Annotated in this window: 15 protein-coding genes; 6 read left to right on the forward strand and 9 right to left on the reverse strand. The window is 48.2% G+C overall.

Going from position 1 to position 18,047, the window contains the following annotated elements; translation table 11 throughout:
* Window positions 1-97: 97 nt before the first annotated feature.
* The 3 genes from CAP50_RS01060 to CAP50_RS01070 form a co-directional block, all read right to left on the reverse strand.
* Entirely contained in the window at window positions 98-622 is a 525-nt protein-coding gene (locus tag CAP50_RS01060; RefSeq protein WP_100748720.1) for a hypothetical protein, read from the reverse strand.
* A 308-nt stretch (window positions 623-930) separates the two neighbouring features.
* A complete protein-coding gene (locus CAP50_RS01065; protein WP_100748956.1) occupies window positions 931-1,743 on the reverse strand; it encodes a hypothetical protein in 813 nt (270 codons plus the stop codon).
* Window positions 1,744-2,242: 499 nt separating this feature from the next.
* Window positions 2,243-3,529, reverse strand: a complete 1,287-nt coding sequence (locus CAP50_RS01070) for a saccharopine dehydrogenase family protein (protein WP_100748721.1) — start codon at window positions 3,527-3,529, stop codon at window positions 2,243-2,245.
* 537 nt (window positions 3,530-4,066) lie between these two features.
* On the opposite strand from CAP50_RS01070, the gene CAP50_RS01075 reads away from it, so the two are divergent.
* Window positions 4,067-4,222, forward strand: coding sequence for a DUF1328 domain-containing protein (locus CAP50_RS01075; RefSeq protein WP_011512513.1), 156 nt, complete (start codon window positions 4,067-4,069; stop codon window positions 4,220-4,222).
* Window positions 4,223-4,375: 153 nt separating this feature from the next.
* Here the strand turns inward: CAP50_RS01075 and CAP50_RS01080 are convergent, their stop codons facing one another.
* Window positions 4,376-4,669 (reverse strand): 4a-hydroxytetrahydrobiopterin dehydratase, encoded by a 294-nt coding sequence (locus CAP50_RS01080; RefSeq protein WP_100748722.1) that lies wholly within the window; start codon window positions 4,667-4,669, stop codon window positions 4,376-4,378.
* A gap of 103 nt (window positions 4,670-4,772) precedes the next feature.
* Window positions 4,773-5,072, reverse strand: a complete 300-nt coding sequence (locus CAP50_RS01085; protein ID WP_100748723.1) for a GNAT family N-acetyltransferase — start codon at window positions 5,070-5,072, stop codon at window positions 4,773-4,775.
* A 482-nt stretch (window positions 5,073-5,554) separates the two neighbouring features.
* Between CAP50_RS01085 and ettA the strand changes: the two genes are divergently transcribed.
* The gene (gene ettA, locus CAP50_RS01090; RefSeq protein ID WP_100748724.1) at window positions 5,555-7,216 is read left to right on the forward strand and encodes an energy-dependent translational throttle protein EttA; all 1,662 of its coding nucleotides are present in this window, start codon (window positions 5,555-5,557) and stop codon (window positions 7,214-7,216) included.
* Window positions 7,217-7,338: 122 nt separating this feature from the next.
* Here the strand turns inward: ettA and plsB are convergent, their stop codons facing one another.
* On the reverse strand, window positions 7,339-10,038 hold the full coding sequence (gene plsB, locus CAP50_RS01095) for a glycerol-3-phosphate 1-O-acyltransferase PlsB (RefSeq protein WP_100748725.1): 2,700 nt from the start codon (window positions 10,036-10,038) through the stop codon (window positions 7,339-7,341).
* A gap of 339 nt (window positions 10,039-10,377) precedes the next feature.
* Between plsB and ybaK the strand changes: the two genes are divergently transcribed.
* The gene (gene ybaK / locus CAP50_RS01100) at window positions 10,378-10,866 is read left to right on the forward strand and encodes a Cys-tRNA(Pro) deacylase (protein ID WP_100748957.1); all 489 of its coding nucleotides are present in this window, start codon (window positions 10,378-10,380) and stop codon (window positions 10,864-10,866) included.
* Between the two features lie 198 nt (window positions 10,867-11,064).
* Here the strand turns inward: ybaK and CAP50_RS01105 are convergent, their stop codons facing one another.
* A complete protein-coding gene (locus CAP50_RS01105; RefSeq protein WP_100748726.1) occupies window positions 11,065-12,885 on the reverse strand; it encodes an acyl-CoA dehydrogenase C-terminal domain-containing protein in 1,821 nt (606 codons plus the stop codon).
* A 588-nt stretch (window positions 12,886-13,473) separates the two neighbouring features.
* Between CAP50_RS01105 and CAP50_RS01110 the strand changes: the two genes are divergently transcribed.
* Window positions 13,474-14,595, forward strand: coding sequence for an FUSC family protein (locus tag CAP50_RS01110; RefSeq protein WP_100748727.1), 1,122 nt, complete (start codon window positions 13,474-13,476; stop codon window positions 14,593-14,595).
* A 3-nt stretch (window positions 14,596-14,598) separates the two neighbouring features.
* Here CAP50_RS01110 and aroE read toward each other — a convergent pair whose 3' ends face one another.
* The gene (aroE, locus tag CAP50_RS01115; protein ID WP_100748728.1) at window positions 14,599-15,459 is read right to left on the reverse strand and encodes a shikimate dehydrogenase; all 861 of its coding nucleotides are present in this window, start codon (window positions 15,457-15,459) and stop codon (window positions 14,599-14,601) included.
* A 614-nt stretch (window positions 15,460-16,073) separates the two neighbouring features.
* Here aroE and CAP50_RS01120 point away from each other — a divergent pair.
* Together CAP50_RS01120 and CAP50_RS01125 are read left to right on the forward strand one after the other, a co-directional pair.
* Window positions 16,074-16,745 (forward strand): hypothetical protein, encoded by a 672-nt coding sequence (locus CAP50_RS01120; RefSeq protein WP_100748729.1) that lies wholly within the window; start codon window positions 16,074-16,076, stop codon window positions 16,743-16,745.
* A gap of 8 nt (window positions 16,746-16,753) precedes the next feature.
* Window positions 16,754-17,794 (forward strand): aminotransferase class IV, encoded by a 1,041-nt coding sequence (locus CAP50_RS01125; RefSeq protein WP_100748730.1) that lies wholly within the window; start codon window positions 16,754-16,756, stop codon window positions 17,792-17,794.
* Between the two features lie 4 nt (window positions 17,795-17,798).
* Here the strand turns inward: CAP50_RS01125 and CAP50_RS01130 are convergent, their stop codons facing one another.
* On the reverse strand, window positions 17,799-17,990 hold the full coding sequence (locus CAP50_RS01130; protein ID WP_100748958.1) for a DpnD/PcfM family protein: 192 nt from the start codon (window positions 17,988-17,990) through the stop codon (window positions 17,799-17,801).
* Window positions 17,991-18,047: the final 57 nt, after the last annotated feature.

Below are 18,047 nucleotides of genomic sequence, written 5' to 3' on the forward strand. Positions count from 1 at the left end.
CTTAATAGGCAAAATGCTATCTGTGTTTATGCTGTTTGTTAGCGGCGCTATAATTGCGGCGCTGCTATTATCGAGACGCTATTATTGCGCCCAGATCTTAGCGTGCGATAGCGATACGGCGATTTTCTTTAAACTCGACATCCGCAGGCTGCGTTGCGAGTAGCTCACCACGCTTGTCTTTTTTCTTTTCTTGTAATGTGATTTCTGTGTTGGCAGCTTCGTCGTCGGTTGCGCCTTCACCTGCCAATAGTGGCTGATAGTTTGCATCACTGTGCTGCATGTTGAGTGCTGGTGCAGGCTGCTCGGTTTGCGCAGGTTGCATGCCAGCCGCTGCCATTGCATCATTTTCTTCCTCAGTCGCTTCTTCAGCAGCTTCCTCAGTCGCCACCTCCATGGCTGCTGCATCTGTGATAGCGACTGCCTCTTCACTTTCTACAGCGCCAGGTTGAGTGGCCAGTAGCTCACCGTCTGGGCCTTCGATTTCGGCCTGTAAGGTATTGTCTACAGGTTCGGCCAGTTTATCCGCTGGGGTTACCTCTGCTGTGTTGACTGGGGCTGCCATCGCCATAGTTGGTAAGATAAGCGTCGCACCCATGAGTAGTGATAAGGCTGTGTTTTTCATGATAAAACTCCAAAATATAATAAGATGATTATGTACAAAACCACAAATCCGCGCATAAGATAGTGAACTTTGAGTCACTACCTTATGTGCTGATATGAGCTTGTTATTATTCCCAAACGCAAAATACCAGCTCTAGAGCCAGTATTTCAGTAGTAAAGTCATTAAGGTTCTAACAGCTTGGTGTTTTCTTGTAACATTATGAAACATTGGTAATACATTTGCGACAATCTCTTTCCAAGCTTGTCTTTGCTTATCTTCGTTTTTTGGCGCCGTGAGCACGTATTTAAGAGCGATTATATGCCAATCCCTTATTTATTTACCTCTTTCGTTACCTGAGGCATCTCGTCAGCATCAGGAACGCGAACCACAGGGAAGGTTTGGTTGATCTCTGTGTTGTCAAGGACGTCGGCATCGGCCTCTTCGCCCACAATCACAGCGCGATTGGCACTATCTTCGATGGCGATTGCCGTGCCTTGAGTGGTGTTGACGCGTTTGATCTGATCGTCTGGGGCGATGATGACTTCTTTGACGCTGTATTTGGCTGGACGTATCACGCGCGTTGTCTCGACGACGACAGGCTCTACGCTGCGCGCTTCATTGACCGCAATTTGTGCCTCTGGGGCAGGGGCTTCACTGACGATAGGTGTGGGAAATTTATCGCCAAAATGGTTGTCACATTGCTGCATACTCAAGCGAACTGGGTTGCCAGCTTTGTCCATATAGACGTTGACGGGCATATCAGCAGCGATAGGGACATACTTGCCGACCAACGCGCCCGATACCCCATAACGACCGTTTGATTGCCCAACGCCTAGGTCACAGGCCCCTGCAGAGTAATCCTTAGTACGTAAGTTACGGCGATCGACCACGCTTTGGGGAATCATCACTTCTGCTAGCGTCATTTGTTTGACGGCGGCTTCACCGGCTTGGCGCTTGGGGTTTTGATAAGTATAAGGGGTATAAAATTTGGCTGAGCCATCTTTGACTGCGCTGACGCACTCATCGTAGCTATCATAGCCAACGTTGCCATGGCCATCGGTGGTCATGGCTGCATTGGCAGAGCTTGCCAACATCATAAAGCCTGAAGTAAATACAGCGGCGGTTAATACGTGCAATTTCATCGTGGTTCCCTCTTGATTGTTATTGATTTTGCTCTGTCTTATATCACTCTCATGGCTACGTAACATGAACGATGTGCCACTCATTGTGCGTTACCAGAAGCTAAGTGGTCAGGAGCAGTATTTATAAGGTGTTTATTCTTCATAAGATGTTTAAAAGGTCAGGCACAAAAAGTTATGCGACCTTTGTTATGTGACCTTTTTATCCTACGCTAGTGACCAAAAGATGGCTGTGACATTAGGCTAGGAATGTGTAGCATAATGTATAAAAAAATCGTGAACAGGCAACATCTGTCACTAAAAAAGTACACTAGTTGTATTTATTAACAGCCGCCCAGATTTGTCATTTGAAGTTTCATTGAATTTTCTAAAATTTTTGCCATAAAAAACCGCACCTTATAAATAAGATACGGTCAGAGACTATAGTTGATCTGCTATAAAATAAGTACAGTGCGGCTGGGATGCATGTGATGCAGCCCCTCATCTATCCATGATAATAATGTTAGGCATCGACCACCTCAAAACGAAGACCAGCATGTTCCTCTAAACGCGACAGTAAGGTATCGCCCATCGCGGCCGCTGGCGTCCAAAATCCGCCAGCCACATCGTCTTTGCTGATATCTTGTGCCAAGCAAAGAGCGGCCTGTGACAACATACGCGAAGTGCTGCCATAACCTGGGTCTTTATCGCCGGTGACTTTGGTGTTGATGGTCTGGTTGCCAGTGGTTTGACCGAACAGACGAATATCGAAGTAGCCGTTTTCTTGCTCTTCTTTAGAAGGGCCAGAGCCTGACTTCGGCAGCACATGCTTGGATAGTAGCTCACGGCTGGGTTTGATCATCATCGCTGTGGCAAATCCAAATAAGCCTGCGCTCATCGCATAGCTCGATAGTTGACCTTTGACGCCGTCCTTCATCCACATCGCTTCATCGTATTTAAACTGACGCCCGTACTCATAGCCGAGCAGTTGGTTGGTGCGATGGACGATACGGGTGTTGATGCTGGCCATGACAAAGGGCGCAAGCCAGCGTTTGTGCTCACTGTCGTATTTTGGTTTGCTGATGTTGTCTTGGCGTACGTTTGGCGCGTCTTTATCATCGTTTAGCAAATAAGGGTTGGCCACTTGCTTGCGGCGCGATTTGTCTTCTCCGACTTCTTCAAATATCGTTGCCATTGAGGCAATAGTGCCGCCAGACAGCCCACCTTTTGCTGCCTTGACGCGCATATGAATGATATCGCATGTCTCACCAAATCTCTCTTCGGCTTGCTTTTGGGTAAAATAAACCCCCAAATCTGAAGGAATGGAATCAAACCCACAGGAGTTGACAATACGAGCGCCACTTTGCTTTGCCGCCTCCTGATATTTATCCATCATGTCTTTGATAAAGATGGCTTCACCAGTCAGATCGACGTAGTCGGTGCCATTTTCTGCACAAGACTTGATCAATGGTTCGCCGTACTTGAGGTAGGGGCCGACAGTTGAGATGATGACTTGGGTTTGTTTGGTCATCGCATCGAGGCTGGCGGCGTCGTTACTATTGGCGATGATGGTGTCGACTTTGCTGACAAGTTTGGACTGTAAGTCGTTTAGCTTTGCTTCATCACGGCCGGCGATGGCCCATGTGACATTAGAGCCGTCTTTGTTTTTGGCATTTGACAAAAAATGGGTCAAGTAATGGGCGGTAATCTGCCCGACAAAACTGGTCGCCCCATAGAGTACGACCGCATAAGGTCGTTTTTCAGTATTGTTTGCAGCGGTGTGATTGGTCGTATCCGTATTGGTATCCATAACTCTCTTCCTTATATGAATGGTTGTTTTTAGCGGCTCGTTCATTATCGTAGCTACCATCATCATAGCAACTTTTGCTCAATGATCATCTGGTCAAGTGCAGTACTGACAGTCATTTTATGGTTGGGTTGCGACAGTCTGTTCTCTATAAAAATGTGAGAGCAAGGCTGATGATTAGGGTGTGTCCTCCATACTGCGCCTAGCTGCTTTTTAGTGGGTCACTTTTTTAATGGGTCACTATGAGGGTTTATAACAGATTTAATGGACAAAAAAAGCGTGACTTATAAAACACCAACTGTCGCTACACACAATCTTTATAAACACAAACAAGGTTTGGCGAGTATTAAGATTTGCTACAAAGGTTACATAATCCACCGATATTATTACCAAAATGAACGTTGTCTGGCGACAAATGTTGCTAATCTATGGTCGTAAGCCGTTGTAATAGGTATAAAAAAAAACAATTAATGAGTATGAAAACAAGGGATAGCAGACAGATCTGCGATCTGGTTTCGATTATCATTCAAGGAGAAGATTATGTTTCGCTGGGCTATTATTTTTGCCGTTATCGCATTGTTAGCAAGTTTCTTGGGCTTCGGCGGTGTCGCAGGCTTATCAGCAAACTTTGCGTATATTTTATTGGCATTGGCGGTGATTTTATTTATCGTCGCATTTGTGAGCCGCCGTATGTAGTCGGCAGTTAAGCAGCTAAGAGGTTTAACTATTTTGAATATGCAGGCAAGTTTAAATATACAGGCAAGATGCCTAAGTATATTTGGTAAAAAAAGTCCTCGATTTGAATCGAGGACTTTTTTGTGGCTGCCGTTTTTGTCTACCAAGTAGCGCTCATAAGCGTTTGGGCTGAATGATGTGCTCCATGCGTTTGGCCAAACGGACATCCAAGCTTGAGACGCCACCGGTATCGTGGTTGGTCAAGCGTACTTCTACCACATTGTAGATATTGCGCCATTCAGGATGATGCTCGAGCGCCTCCGCATGAAAAGCGGCCTGATTCATAAAGCTCATGGCTTCGATAAAGTCGCTAAAGTGATAGGTTTTGACAATACTATTGCCGTCACGTTGCCATCCTGCCAGCTCTTCTAACTGTAGATTGATTTGTTTGTCAGATAAACTACTCATATTAATAACCTTTATTGTTCTGTGGTTTGGTTTATTAAAAATAACGATGACGTCTGCTGACTGGCGAACAGTCTTTTATATCAAGTCTTTTATACCAAATCCTTTATACTAAGTCTTGATACTCAGGTCGTCTATTGATGTAGGAGGCGACAAATGAGCATTGCGGCACCACCTTTTTATCATGAGCGCGCGCATAGTCGAGAGCATGCTTGACCAGCGCTGTACCAAGACCACGGCCGCCAAGCTCTTTTGGCACGATGGTATGGTCATACACCAGTTTGTCGTCGCGCTCCTGATAGCTGATATAGCCTGTATGACCGTCGATGGTGGTCTCAAAGCGGTTTGCGGACTCGTTGTGGGTGATGGTTGGGGCGTTATCTGCGGTAAAATCCTGTGTACTCATCATATGCTCCGTTATTGGTTTTATTAGATTGTTTTAGGTCGGGGGTATTTAAACAGTGTCTTTTATACGAAAACTCTCGATCAATGAATCTTATAAAAAGGCTCTCGATCGATGATAGGTGGCGTCATTGTCTATTTATTATCTGCCCAAATACGTTATGCCTTATTATGCGCTGTCTGCGAGGAGATTTATAGCCCTTTCGGGTAATCGTGGATAGGGTAAATGTTACGATAGCCTACCCTTATCAAAATCATTAAGGCTCGTTGCGGCCGACAAAAAACTCAATAAAGTTGGCATATTTCACCAATTAATCCAATACTTTAGCAGAAAAGGCACGAAAGCCGTCTACTCGCTTGCAGGGTATGCGCCACAATGCGATAATGGCAGACAATTTACAACCCTGATTTTTGAGGCGCAGCCCACTGAGCATCCGTGCAAAGTGCGACTGTCACGCCTTGTCTATGCAGTCTATCGGAGTGTTAATGGCTCAATATATTTACACGATGAACAACGTGTCAAAACTTGTTCCGCCTAAGCGTGAGATTCTAAAAAACATCAACCTATCATTTTTCCCTGGTGCCAAAATTGGTGTGCTAGGTATCAACGGTGCGGGTAAGTCTACCTTGCTACGTATCATGGCAGGTGTCGATACTGAGTTTAGTGGTGAGGCGCGCGCGCAAACAGGTACCAAAGTCGGTTACCTACCGCAGGAGCCACAGCTTGATGACAGCAAAGACGTCCGTGGTAACGTCGAAGACGGCATGCGTGAGGCGTTAGATGCGCTCGCGCGTCTGGATGAGATTTATGCCGAATACGCAGAGCCCGATGCCGACTTTGATAAGCTGGCCGAAGAGCAAGGCAAGATGGAAGACATCATCCAAGCGTGGGACGCTCATAACCTAAATACCCAGCTGGAAAAAGCCGCTGATGCGCTACGTCTGCCGCCATGGGATGCAGATGTCAGCAAATTATCTGGTGGTGAAAAACGCCGTGTGGCGCTATGCCGTCTGCTATTGTCACGTCCTGATATGCTACTACTTGACGAACCAACCAACCACTTGGATGCCGAATCTGTCGCGTGGCTTGAGCAGTTCTTGCAAAACTACAGTGGTACCATCGTCGCCATTACTCACGACCGTTATTTCTTAGACAACGTCGCGCAGTGGATTTTGGAGCTGGACCGTGGCCATGGCTATCCTTATGAGGGCAACTATACTGAGTGGCTCGAGCAAAAGAACAACCGTCTTGAGCAGCAGCAAAAGCAAGAAGAGTCTTTTGCCAAAGCACTGAAAAAAGAGCTTGAGTGGATTCGTAAAAATCAAAAAGGCCAACAAGCCAAGTCCAAATCTCGTGTGCAGCGTTTTGAGGAGCTAAACTCAACTGAGTTCCAAAAACGTAACGAAACTGCTGAGATTTATATTCCACCTGGTCCACGTCTAGGTAACAAGGTCATCGAAGTCAACAATATCTCCAAGTCTTTTGGCGATCGTTTGCTTTATGAAGACCTCAGCTTTAACGTGCCAGCAGGCGCCATCGTCGGTATCATCGGGCCAAACGGTGCGGGTAAAACCACGCTATTTAACATGATTACCGAGCGTGATACCCCAGATACTGGCTCAGTCGAGCTGGGCGAAAGTGTCAAGGTTGCCTATGTTGGTCAGGTACGTGATAACTTGGACGATAACAAAACCGTCTGGGAAGAAGTATCAGACGGCCTTGATATCATCAAGGTAGGCGACTATGAGACCCCAAGCCGTGCTTATATTGGCCGCTTTAACTTCAAAGGCTCAGACCAGCAAAAGCATGTCGGACAGCTATCAGGTGGTGAGCGTAACCGCTTGCAATTGGCTAAGACACTAAAGCAGGGCGCTAACGTCTTGTTACTCGATGAGCCATCAAACGACTTGGATATCGAAACTTTGCGTGCGCTAGAGGATGCGATTCAAGTATTCCCTGGTACCGTCATGGTAGTCTCGCATGATCGCTGGTTCCTTGACCGTATCGCTACCCACATCTTGGCGTTCGAAGAAGAAGGCCCTGTATGGTTCGATGGTAACTACTCTGAGTTTGAAACCTATCGCAAAAAGACTATGGGTGATGATGCTACTCCTAAGCGTATGAAGTATAAAAAGATTTCTACCTAAGAGCGTTGCTTATAGTGCCCAATAAGATATAGTGCTAAATAAAAAAAGACCTCTAATCAGTTAGAGGTCTTTTTTTATTTATGCTGCTCAGTATCGTGAGCGGCTTAATATAACGGTATCAATTAACGCTTACGACCAAATTTACGCTGCTTTTTATTGCTAATCTCAGTAATCGCGTGGGTAATTTCCTCTTCATCTAAGCTTGCAACTTGCTGCAAGATTTGCATCATATCAGGCGTCAGGACGTACTTGGCATGGTGAGCGATGTCATTGATACGATGATCAAAGGTCAGCACCCCAGTTTCTTCCTCTTTTTGTAAGTAATCAAGGCGCGTCAAGGCACTGATAAAGCTGGTAAACAACGCCCGATCAAAGAAATCCGGAATGTCGTCGGCATATAGCACCGACAAGCGCTGACCGAGCAAGTGACACAAATCCACCACCTCGTTTTCAGTCAGATTGCCCGAGCCTTGCTGCGCGAGTAGGGCAAGGGTCATAAAGTAACGCTCAAGACTCTGGCCGACGGGCGTGGCCAGTACTTGTAGCTGCTGATAGCCTTTGCTATTGGACTCAGGGACGCTCAAGATACCATCGCCAAGCTCGACGATAAGACCATGAGCGAGCAGGCTATCGACTTTTTTGTTGAGGGTATCGTTTAGGCTGTGCGCCGGATAGTACAAAAACAGCTCGCTTTGTAAAAATGGATACAGCTGCGTGGCAATATTGTCCAAACGGCTGCGCTCGATGCGGCCATTACGAGCGACCAAGGCCGATAAGAACGACAGCAAAATAAAGACGTGCAAGATATTGTTACGGAAGTAGCTAAGCAACGCTGCCTGCTTGCCAGCAATCTGAATGATGTCGCCTAAGATGTGCGGCGTGCGCTCAATGAGCTTGAGCTTGATACCATAATCAATGATTTGCTGCGGGCTCATATCGGTGATAAAAGTATCATCGGCATAAGGCAGCTGCTGGGCGAGCCCTTGATACAAGGCGATTTGCTCGCGGCAAATGTCTTCATCAAGCGCCGCTTTTGGGGCTGATAGCAATACCAGTGACAATAATGATACTGGCGTGATGACAGCGGCTTTATTGATATGCTGCATGATTTTGACGCCGATATTGTCCACCATGGCGCTGGTTTTTTCGTCAAGCGGGGTATCGGTGCGATCGGCAGGCAGGCTGTCTGCTGGCACATCAAACTTGGTCATAAAATCGCTTAGGTGCAACGGCGTACCAAAGCTCAAATGGACATTACCAAAGATACGCTCGATCTTGCGCCCGACTTTGAGTAAGCCAATAAGGGATTCGGACTCTTTTGGCTTGCCCTTTAGCTCGCCGACGTAGGTGCCGCCCTCCATGATGCGCTCATAACCGATATAGGTTGGAATAAACACCACAGGCTTGTTGGTACGGCGCAGCTGGCTATGAACCGTCATCGCCAGCATGCCCATCTTCGGTGGTAACAATCGCCCTGAGCGAGAGCGGCCTCCTTCGATAAAGTACTCAATCGGCGTGTTGCGGGTGATGAGAGTATGCATATACTCACGCAATACCGCGGTATAAAGCGCGTTACCACGGAAACTACGGCGAATATAAAACGCCACCGCGCCGCGTAGTAGCGGCCCTAATACTGGTACGTCTAAATTGTCACCAGCGGCGACATAAGGAATGCTCAGACCGCGCTTGTAGATGACATAAGACAATAGCAAATAATCGACATGGCTACGATGACACGGCACATAGACCAGCTCGTAGTCTGCTGCCAGCTCGCGTACACGCTCGAAATGATGGACCTCGACGCCATCATATAGCTGTGTCCATAGCCACGTCAAAAACTTGTAAAAACCACGAATGATCGAGTGCGAGTAGTCGTTGACCATCTCATTGGCATAGCCTTTGGCGACACTGCGCGCTTCACGTACGCTGGTGCCCGTAGCCTTGGCCTCGGCTTCTATCGCGTGCTTGATGGCAGGCGAGTACACGAGCTTGTCTACAAGGTTGCGGCGGTCTGATAGATCAGGGCCCAGCATACTGGCACGCTGCTTGTCAAGATAGGTGGTGAGCTGCTGCTGCAACATCCGCACCAGCTCGCGATTGCCATCCGCGCCAGTGGTCATGGTATAAGCGGGCATCTCATCGCTGATAGGTTGAGCATGATCGTCTTCTACGGGCGTGGTATGTAACTGCTCGTGGATCAGCGCGCGCAAGTCCTGCGGCGGATGAAACTGCACAAAGGTATCGCGCCCCATCACTCCGATATTAAATAATTGCTTGGTGATGCTTGGGTCCTCCCAGTTATCGGCGGTCAACAGCTTAAATAACGAGTCCTCTTTTTCTGGCGCGCGTCCCCACAAAATAGACACCGGTACCAACCGAACCTTAAGTTCCGGATACTGCAACACCGCAGAGACCAAACGCGATAGTCGCGGCGAGAGTTGGCTGTCTTTGGCACTTGGGTGCTTTAAAAAGATAATAGCGGCGTTTTCTTTGATGTTATGAGCGCTATCTTGGACGCCGACCAACGCAGGCGGCAGGTTGTGCTCTTGGGTTTGTAGGTCAATCAAAATACTATTGGAGCGCGAATAATCTTGCAGCACATAAAACCTGAGCGTCTGATCGTCGCTGTCAAATTCAGGCAGCTCTCCTAGTAGTGTGGGTTTGACCGCGACGTCCAGCATTTGACCCGATAGCTTGCGATAGAGCTGATTGATCGGGGCATTTGCATAAGGCTTAGGCGTGATTGGTTGGCCGTCAGTTGCGGTATTGTCCGTGGTGACGGGCGCTTTAAAAATCCGTTTTTTTAGGAACTTCGGTATCATAATCAGTATCAAAAGTCATCAAATATAGTGCGCTTATGATGCCATAAAAGCCAGCAAAGCGATATATGCTGTCTGTATATACTACTAATATTCATATGCCAGCGGTCATCGCTTATCTATCAGTCATCAGGCAGTAAGCGAAAGCAGCGCTTAAAGACAGTGCTTAAGGGCAGCAGAGAGAGACAGTATTTAAAAACAAGGCTAGGCGCGCGCAGCTAGCGGTACAATCGTTTGAAAGTTGATCCGTTTAGCGCAATAATGGACGCATTGACTGATGAAAACCGCTCTGTCTTGTTATCTATTAAAATATATCTATTAAAAAAGGTAAGTGAACCCACTATGACGCCTGCTATCAATCTTGCCAAAAAACACCGTCTGGATTATCAATTACACGAATACACCCACGATGCACAAGCGGCCTCGTTTGGTCTGGAGGCGGTAGAAAAGCTGGGCGTGGATGCCGCTCAAGTCTTTAAGACCTTAGTGGTATCGAGCGATGCAGGCGCGCTTGCCGTGGCCATATTGCCCGTTGATAAGACCTTAAACTTCAAAAAGATAGCCAAAGCGTTATCTGCTACCAAAGTCTTGTCTTGCAAAAAAGTACAAATGGCGGATAGTAAGCTGGTTGAGCGCACAACCGGTTACGTACTGGGCGGCGTCAGCCCGCTTGGACAAAAAAAGCGCTTGCCGACGATGATAGATTGCTCGGCTCAAACGCAGTCTACTATCTACGTCAGCGGTGGTCGTCGCGGCTTAGAGATAGAGTTGCCGCCGCATCAATTGGCCACGACGCTAAATGCGCATTTTGCTGCGATCACCGATGACTAGCAGCATGGTATCGATAGGCTGATGGCTGTCGGTACTTGCGACTATCGTTTTTATACTGAACTCACCATATATAACTCGACCACATTTTTATCTTCTCGCAGATATTTTCCCCCGCTTTTTGGTATTCTATGACACATAAAAAAAGCGCCTAAATCATAGGCGCTTTTTCATCGTTATAAATGAGTGCGAGGGGCAGTCTTAGTCTAAGAAAGCAAAGCTGTCGATATCCATCGCTGTCATGCTCTCGCTTGGGGCAACCATACTTTCAGCATGACCTGACGTACGTGGCAGTAGCTTATCGAAATAGAACTCGGCGGTTTGGATTTTGGCTTGGTAGAACTCTGGCGCTTCTGTGCCGCCGTTTTCGAGCTTGTCATACGCGACTGCTGCCATACGCGCCCAGTGATAGCCCATCATCACATAGCCTGAGTACATTAAGAAGTCATCAGAGGCCGCAGAGATGATTTCGCGGTCTTTACGTGCCATCAGCATCAGACGAACGGTCAAGGTGTTCCACTCAGCACATAGCTTGGTCAATGCCCAAACGAACTTACGCATGTCTTTATCCAGCGCATACTCGCCGCACCATTTCATGATGCTTGAGGTATAGTCACGGATGATCTTGCCTTTAGATTGCAAGATGACCTTACGACCGAGCAAATCTAACGCCTGTACGCCCGTGGTTCCTTCGTACATGGTCGCGATACGAGCATCACGAGCGATCAGCTCCATGCCCCATTCTTTGATATAGCCATGGCCGCCATAGACTTGCTGACCGTGTTTGGCCGCTTCGATACCCAGCTCAGTTAAAAAGCCTTTTAGGATAGGGGTATAAAAACCAAGCTTGTCATCCCATTTTTCAAACTCTGCTTCATCGCCATTGGCCACGCCTTGTGACATTTTGTCCGCATAGCGCGCTGAGTGATAGATCATCGAACGACCACCTTCAGCAAAGGCTTTTTGGGTCAAGAGCATACGACGAACATCAGCATGATGAATGATGGCATCTGCCACTTTTTTAGGATCTTTGGTGCCTGATAAGGTGCGCATCGAGCGACGCTCTTTGGCATAAGGCAAGGCGTTTTGGAAAGACAGCTCAGTGTGCGCCAGACCTTGGATACCCGTACCGATACGCGCGGTGTTCATAAAGGTGAACATCGCTTTTAGGCCTTTGTTTGGCTCGCCGATTAGGTAGCCTGTCGCGCCATCGTAGTTAAGGACACAAGTTGATGATGAGCTGATGCCCATTTTGTGTTCGATAGAGCCACAAACCACCGCATTGCGCTCGCCCGACTCGCCATCGCTATTTGGCAAAAACTTCGGTACGATAAACAGCGAGATACCGCGCGTGCCTTCTGGGGCATCGGGTAGGCGTGCTAAAGTAATGTGAATGATGTTGTCGGTTAGGTCGTGCTCACCGCTTGAGATAAAGATTTTGGTGCCGCTGATTTTATACGTACCGTCTTCTTGCGGGATGGCTTTTGATTTTACTTGCCCCAAATCGGTACCACACTGCGGCTCAGTCAGACACATGGTACCTGACCATGAGCCTTCGACCAGCTTTGGTAGATAGATGGCTTTTTGCTCATCAGAGCCGTACTGTAATAAAGTATTGATACAGCCAGTAGATAGGCCTGGATACATCGCCCATGGCCAGTTGGCCGTGCCGATCATCTCAGCTTTGATGAGGTTGATGGACATCGGCAAGTTCATACCGCCGTACTCTTCAGGGTATGAGATGCCTTGCCAGCCGCCCTCGACGAACTGCTGATAGGCTTCTTTAAAGCCCTTTGGGGTAGTGACTTCACCGTTTTCAAAATGACAGCCTTCTTCGTCAGCAGGCTGGTAAAGTGGTGATAGGACGTTTTCGGCAAAATCCGCCATGCCTTGCAAAATCATATCGACGGTTTCGGGATCAGCGTTTTCGCCGTTGTCTAAGCTTTTGTAATGCGTCTGATAATCAAACACATCGTTGATCAAAAATTTGATATCACGTAAGGGTGCTTTGTAAGTTAACATAATCGCTCTCTTTGGTTGGTTCGCTCTCATAGGCTTGTGGCGCAGTCGTTGAGCCAGTGTTTATGTAAGCGATCTTTACTTATTTGGGATAGAGGTAGACACTGTATCTATTTGATAACCAATGGTCTGTTGGTCGTCTGTCAGTGGTCATGGAGTGTGATAAGAGCAGCCAGTCGATGTCTTCCATGAAAGCCCTACAAACGTCCTTAGTAAAAGTCAGCTGCTATGGCGTTTGTATGAGTATAAATCTTCTATGCATACAAATATACAATAGATAACTAATATTCATGATTTTAATAAAAGTTTATTACTTTTAGTTTTGTTGAAATACGAATGATGGGGCTTTTTTTAGTCTGTTACTTTTAGCAGTTTTATCTTAGCACTTTTATATCAACACCTTTATATCAGTGTTTTTATATCAGTGTTTTTATATCAGTGCTCTGCTTTTGTGGCCGCCGTTATCACAGCGGTCTAGGAGCAAGAGCAGCGTGACAATAATCAGCAGGCACTACCTAAGCAGGCATTACCTAAAGAGCAGGGTAGGCCACCGACTAAAGCAACCTATATCTAGGAGACAGTAGGCCAATTATGGGCAAAAAACTACGCAACCAGCATGTCGTTTGGCGCACCGCCTTGTGGACTCGTATCAAGTCGCTCATCGATGGCGAGCTGGATCATCTGCTTAAGGTCAATCGCAGCAAAAGACCATGGCACATGCCCATTATCGCCGCCCTTGCTATTAGTTTTCCGGTGTTTGTCGGGGCATATTTTGATGCGCTGCCTTCAGGTATTAAGGCGTCGCTGGGGGCGATGATTATCTTAAACCTACCGCTGGTGGGTACGTTGCCGTATCGGTTGGTGACGGTCATGGCATGGGGGTTTGCGATGGCGATGAGCTTTGCTTTAGGGCTGATCGCCCAGCAGTTGCCATGGCTTAGATTGCCGGTGTTTGTGCTGATGGCCTTTGGGGTCGTGGTGCTGGGGCGTTACTATCGTCAGCCGCCACCTGCAGGGTTGTTTGTGATGATGGCAGGCGCGATAGCACTGTTTATGCCGATACCACTGGCGCAGGTGCCAGCGGCGATGGGGCTGGTGGTATTGGGCAGCGGGGTGTCGATGTTATTGGCGGCGCTGTATACGCTGTTTTTGTTGATGACGCGTGCGGTCGCGCCTGCGCCTGTCTATCATTATGAAGCAGATACGGTCGGTGATAGTGCGATTGTGGCGGGCTTTGTCAGCTTAACCTTAGCGCTCGCCATGTTTTTTGAGATGCCCTATCCTTACTGGGCGGCGATGAGCTGTTTTATCATCATTCAGGGCATGCAGCTACGCACGATGTGGATCAAGCAGCTACACCGACTACTCGGCACCATCGCTGGCATGGCGGTCGCTGGCTGGATGCTGTCGTGGGGGCTGTCGCAGTGGGGCGTGGCCGCCTCGATACTCGCGATGATGCTGTTGATCGAGTCATTGGTCGATCGGCATTATGGTCTGGCCGTCATCTTTATCACGCCGCTGACCATCTTTATCGCAGAGTACGGCAGTGCCTCGATGGTGGCACCGATAGCCGAGGAAGTCATGCGCGCGCGGATGCTTGATACAGCGCTCGGCTGCGTGGTCGGCCTAGGTGGCGGGCTGGCTATGCATTCGATGCGCCTACGTCGCCCATTGAGACGTATAGAAAACTGGCTGCTGGCGCGTGTTGGTTAAGCGCTATTTATCATGTAACGCCGCAGTCGCTATGGCGACATCTACCTTTTGCGTCGTCCAGCGCTCAAAGCTCAGTGCCGCTTGGCCGATGAGCATGCCGTAACCGTCCGATGTCTGCGCGCCGCGAGTGGCAAAATGCTGCAAAAACGGCAGCGTGCGTCCGTACATCATGTCATAGGCATAATGAGCCGTTAGCGTATCTGCCAGTGGCAACGTCTCACCAGATAGCCCAATAGAGGTGGCATTGATAATAATGTCAAAGTCTCCTGTCAGCTCGCTTGTCGCGCAGGTCGAGATAGCATGTGCGTCAATCACGTCGCTTGCAGCGCTCAGCTCACAAGCCAACTCCTCCGCCTTGCTCACTGTGCGATTGGCAATGCTCAAATCACCGATACCTGCCTGAATCAGTGGCAAAATCACCCCGCGAGCTGCGCCGCCAGCGCCGATCAGTGCCACGCGCGCGCCTGCGAGTGGCCAGCCCAAGCTCAGTATATGATTGACCAAACCTTGACCGTCTGTGTTATCGCCATAAATGGCCTCAGAGATGGATGCACCGTTTTTTAACAATGCTGTATTTAACCATAAAGTATTGACTGCGCCTGCTACTTTGGCATGTTCAGACAAGCCGCCACGCGCCGCGCAGCATGCATAGGCGACTTGTTTAAACGGCACGGTGACATTGGCACCCACGCCGCCGCCATGAAAAAACGCTTCGAGCAGCGCAGTAAAGCTGGCGGCATCATCAGGACAGTATTGACGCTGATAGCTAATATTCATCCCCGTCTGAGCGGCAAACTGGGCATGAATCTCAGGGGATTTACTGTGGGCAATGGGATTGCCGATGACGATAAAGTGTTGGGTCATAGAGAGTCCGCGGATAAACAATAGGCAAAAGATAATCGATAAATCGCTGCTAGAGGCCAATCATCATAAGGGATAACGCGGGTGTTGACAAACCCTACGCTTGAGCAGATTGATATAGGTCATGGCTATGCGGAAGCGGAAGTACACTATGCGTTTTTTTGACAACGGTTTTGCTGAAAAAGGCTTTGCTGGGTTAGGTTTTTAACAAATCTGTACTTTCTGGGAGGGGGATGCGTAACGTAAAGGGTAGTCAAGTGTTATGCAGTTGGGTAAACTAACAAGCGTATGAGGCACGTATGAGCTATATAGTCGATGCACTCTAAAAAGCGCATAGCGCTACTGGGATGCTATTTTTAAACGTAGGTTGCGCAGCCTCTGGGAACGCAGCACGCAAGTAAAATTTATACCAGTAGCGCGTTTAAATTTATATAACAGTTTTATTCTCAACTGACTATATAGAGTAGAGCATCACTATTTTATAAAGTACCAGTGAATATAAAGTACAAGTGAATAAAGCATAAGCTGTTACCCAATCATTCATCGTTATCAGCGGCATCGCTGCCAGCTCGTTAATACTACGTTGAGACCCATCTAAAAGTGTGAGTAAATTGCCCATGTGGAATAATAACCTACAGACCCTTCTAGTCGGTACAATAATGGCGACGGCTCTGTCATTGAGCGGCTGTGATAGCAACAAAAACGATCCCGAAACCTCAGATGCGGCCACCGATAGCAGTGCGCAGACCGTCACTGAACCGCAAACCCAAGACAATGCGGCTTCAAAATCAGACCTCGACGGCGCGGTGGCTGAGCAGGGCACGCCTGTCAAATACGATGTCTCGGCATGGAGCAATGAAAAAGTAGAGCCCCTAAAGGTCACCGAGCTGGACGGCATCAAAACCACATTTGGCAAGGTGCTTAGTACAGACGAAAACAGTCTCGACTATGCCAGCAATCCAGCATCCAAATATCGTTTTATGAAGACCGACGCGCCGTATCTAGATATTATCGACTCCGAAAAATATCTCGAGCTTGGCTGGTACTATGCCAATCCCACCGACTCAGATAAAGAAAAAGAGCACAGTCAAAACCATGCCAAAAAAGCCTACAAGCTGGCACGGCAACTAATGGGCGACGATGGCGGTAAAGTCATCGCCGATATGCTGGCGGGCCAAGTCGTCAAAAATAAAGTCATCGGTGGTCAAAAAGTCGAGCTGGCCAAGTGTGAGTTTTATAGCTGTATGCTGATCATCAATAAATCAGCCACCCAAACAGATGACGGCTAAGCGATTCAATGCCGACATCTGATATAGCACTACCACTTGCTAACGCTGCCTCCCTACCGAGCAGTGCTTGGCACTGTCTACAATTGGCCGGCCAGCACCTAGAGGCGCTAGACTTAGATGCTGCAAAACAACAATCAGCGGCATCTGCAGTCGCCCTAGACAGTCGCGGACTGGCATACGCTGATGGTTTTTTTACCACCATGGGCGTCGTCGACGGGCAGATACTGTGGCAGCAGCAGCATCGACAGCGACTGCTTAGCCATGCAAAAGCACTGCAGCTGGATATAGACTGCCCAGCACTCATGAGCCAACTGTCCGTCTATGGCAAGCAGCTGCAACAAGGCATGCTAAAGCTGATCGTCACGCGTAGTACGCAGGCGGTACGCGGCTATGGCTATGCGTCTGATGCAGCTGGTCGCGCCTGTGATGTCTGGCTAAAAGTGGCCGCTATGCCTGTCAAGACAGCAGAGCAAATCACGCTACCTGATGGACGCAGGATGCCTAGGCAGCCTAATTGTGCCGCCGTTTGTCTATCGGCGAAGATCGCTTGCCTACCGCCGCCATTGGCAGGACTCAAAAGCCTCAATCGCTTGGACAATGTCCTCGCGAGCGGTGAGCTGCAACGGTATAAGACGCAGTGGCTAAATGCTCAGCCGGTGCCAAACCCTCCACAGCCAGAGATCGGCGAAGGTCTGCTACGCGATATGAGCGGACACTGGGTGGAGGGCACGATGAGCAATGTGTTTTATCAACTAGCAGAGTCGCCGCTACCTGTGTCAACCAGCAGCGATCACGACCAAACTCAAGCCAACTGTCTGACCACTGGCCAATGGTATACGCCGTCGATGGCGCAGTCGGGTGTCGCTGGGGTCATGCGACAAGTAATCATCGATGCGCTTGCGAATACAGAACGACCAGTAGTTGTGCGTTCATTACATGATAAGGATTTGCCACAGATAACGCGGCTTTTCTTTTGTAATGCGCTGCGCGGGGTGATGCCGATGAGCTCGCTTACTTTGCTATCAGGTGAGGTGGTTGAGTTTAACTAGTCGCTTATTTCACATCAAAGATATTAAATTTAGTCTCGATTAAATCATCATAATTCAACTCAATATCTTCGTTCCTATATCTCTCTTGTGCTTGCATAATCGCTGAAGAATCGTCTTCAGCTTTTATGTCTATAATAGCGCTCATCGTTTCAACTATTTCTATTTGATAAGTTTTTAAGCCTGTGTCATTTTTCATAATCATTCTCACTGTTGCTAGGATTGGTGCTGCTGATCCTAGCAAAAAGACTTTAGA

This window comes from Psychrobacter sp. L7 (genome assembly GCF_002810365.1).
In the GTDB taxonomy this organism is placed as follows: Bacteria; Pseudomonadota; Gammaproteobacteria; order Pseudomonadales; family Moraxellaceae; genus Psychrobacter; species Psychrobacter celer.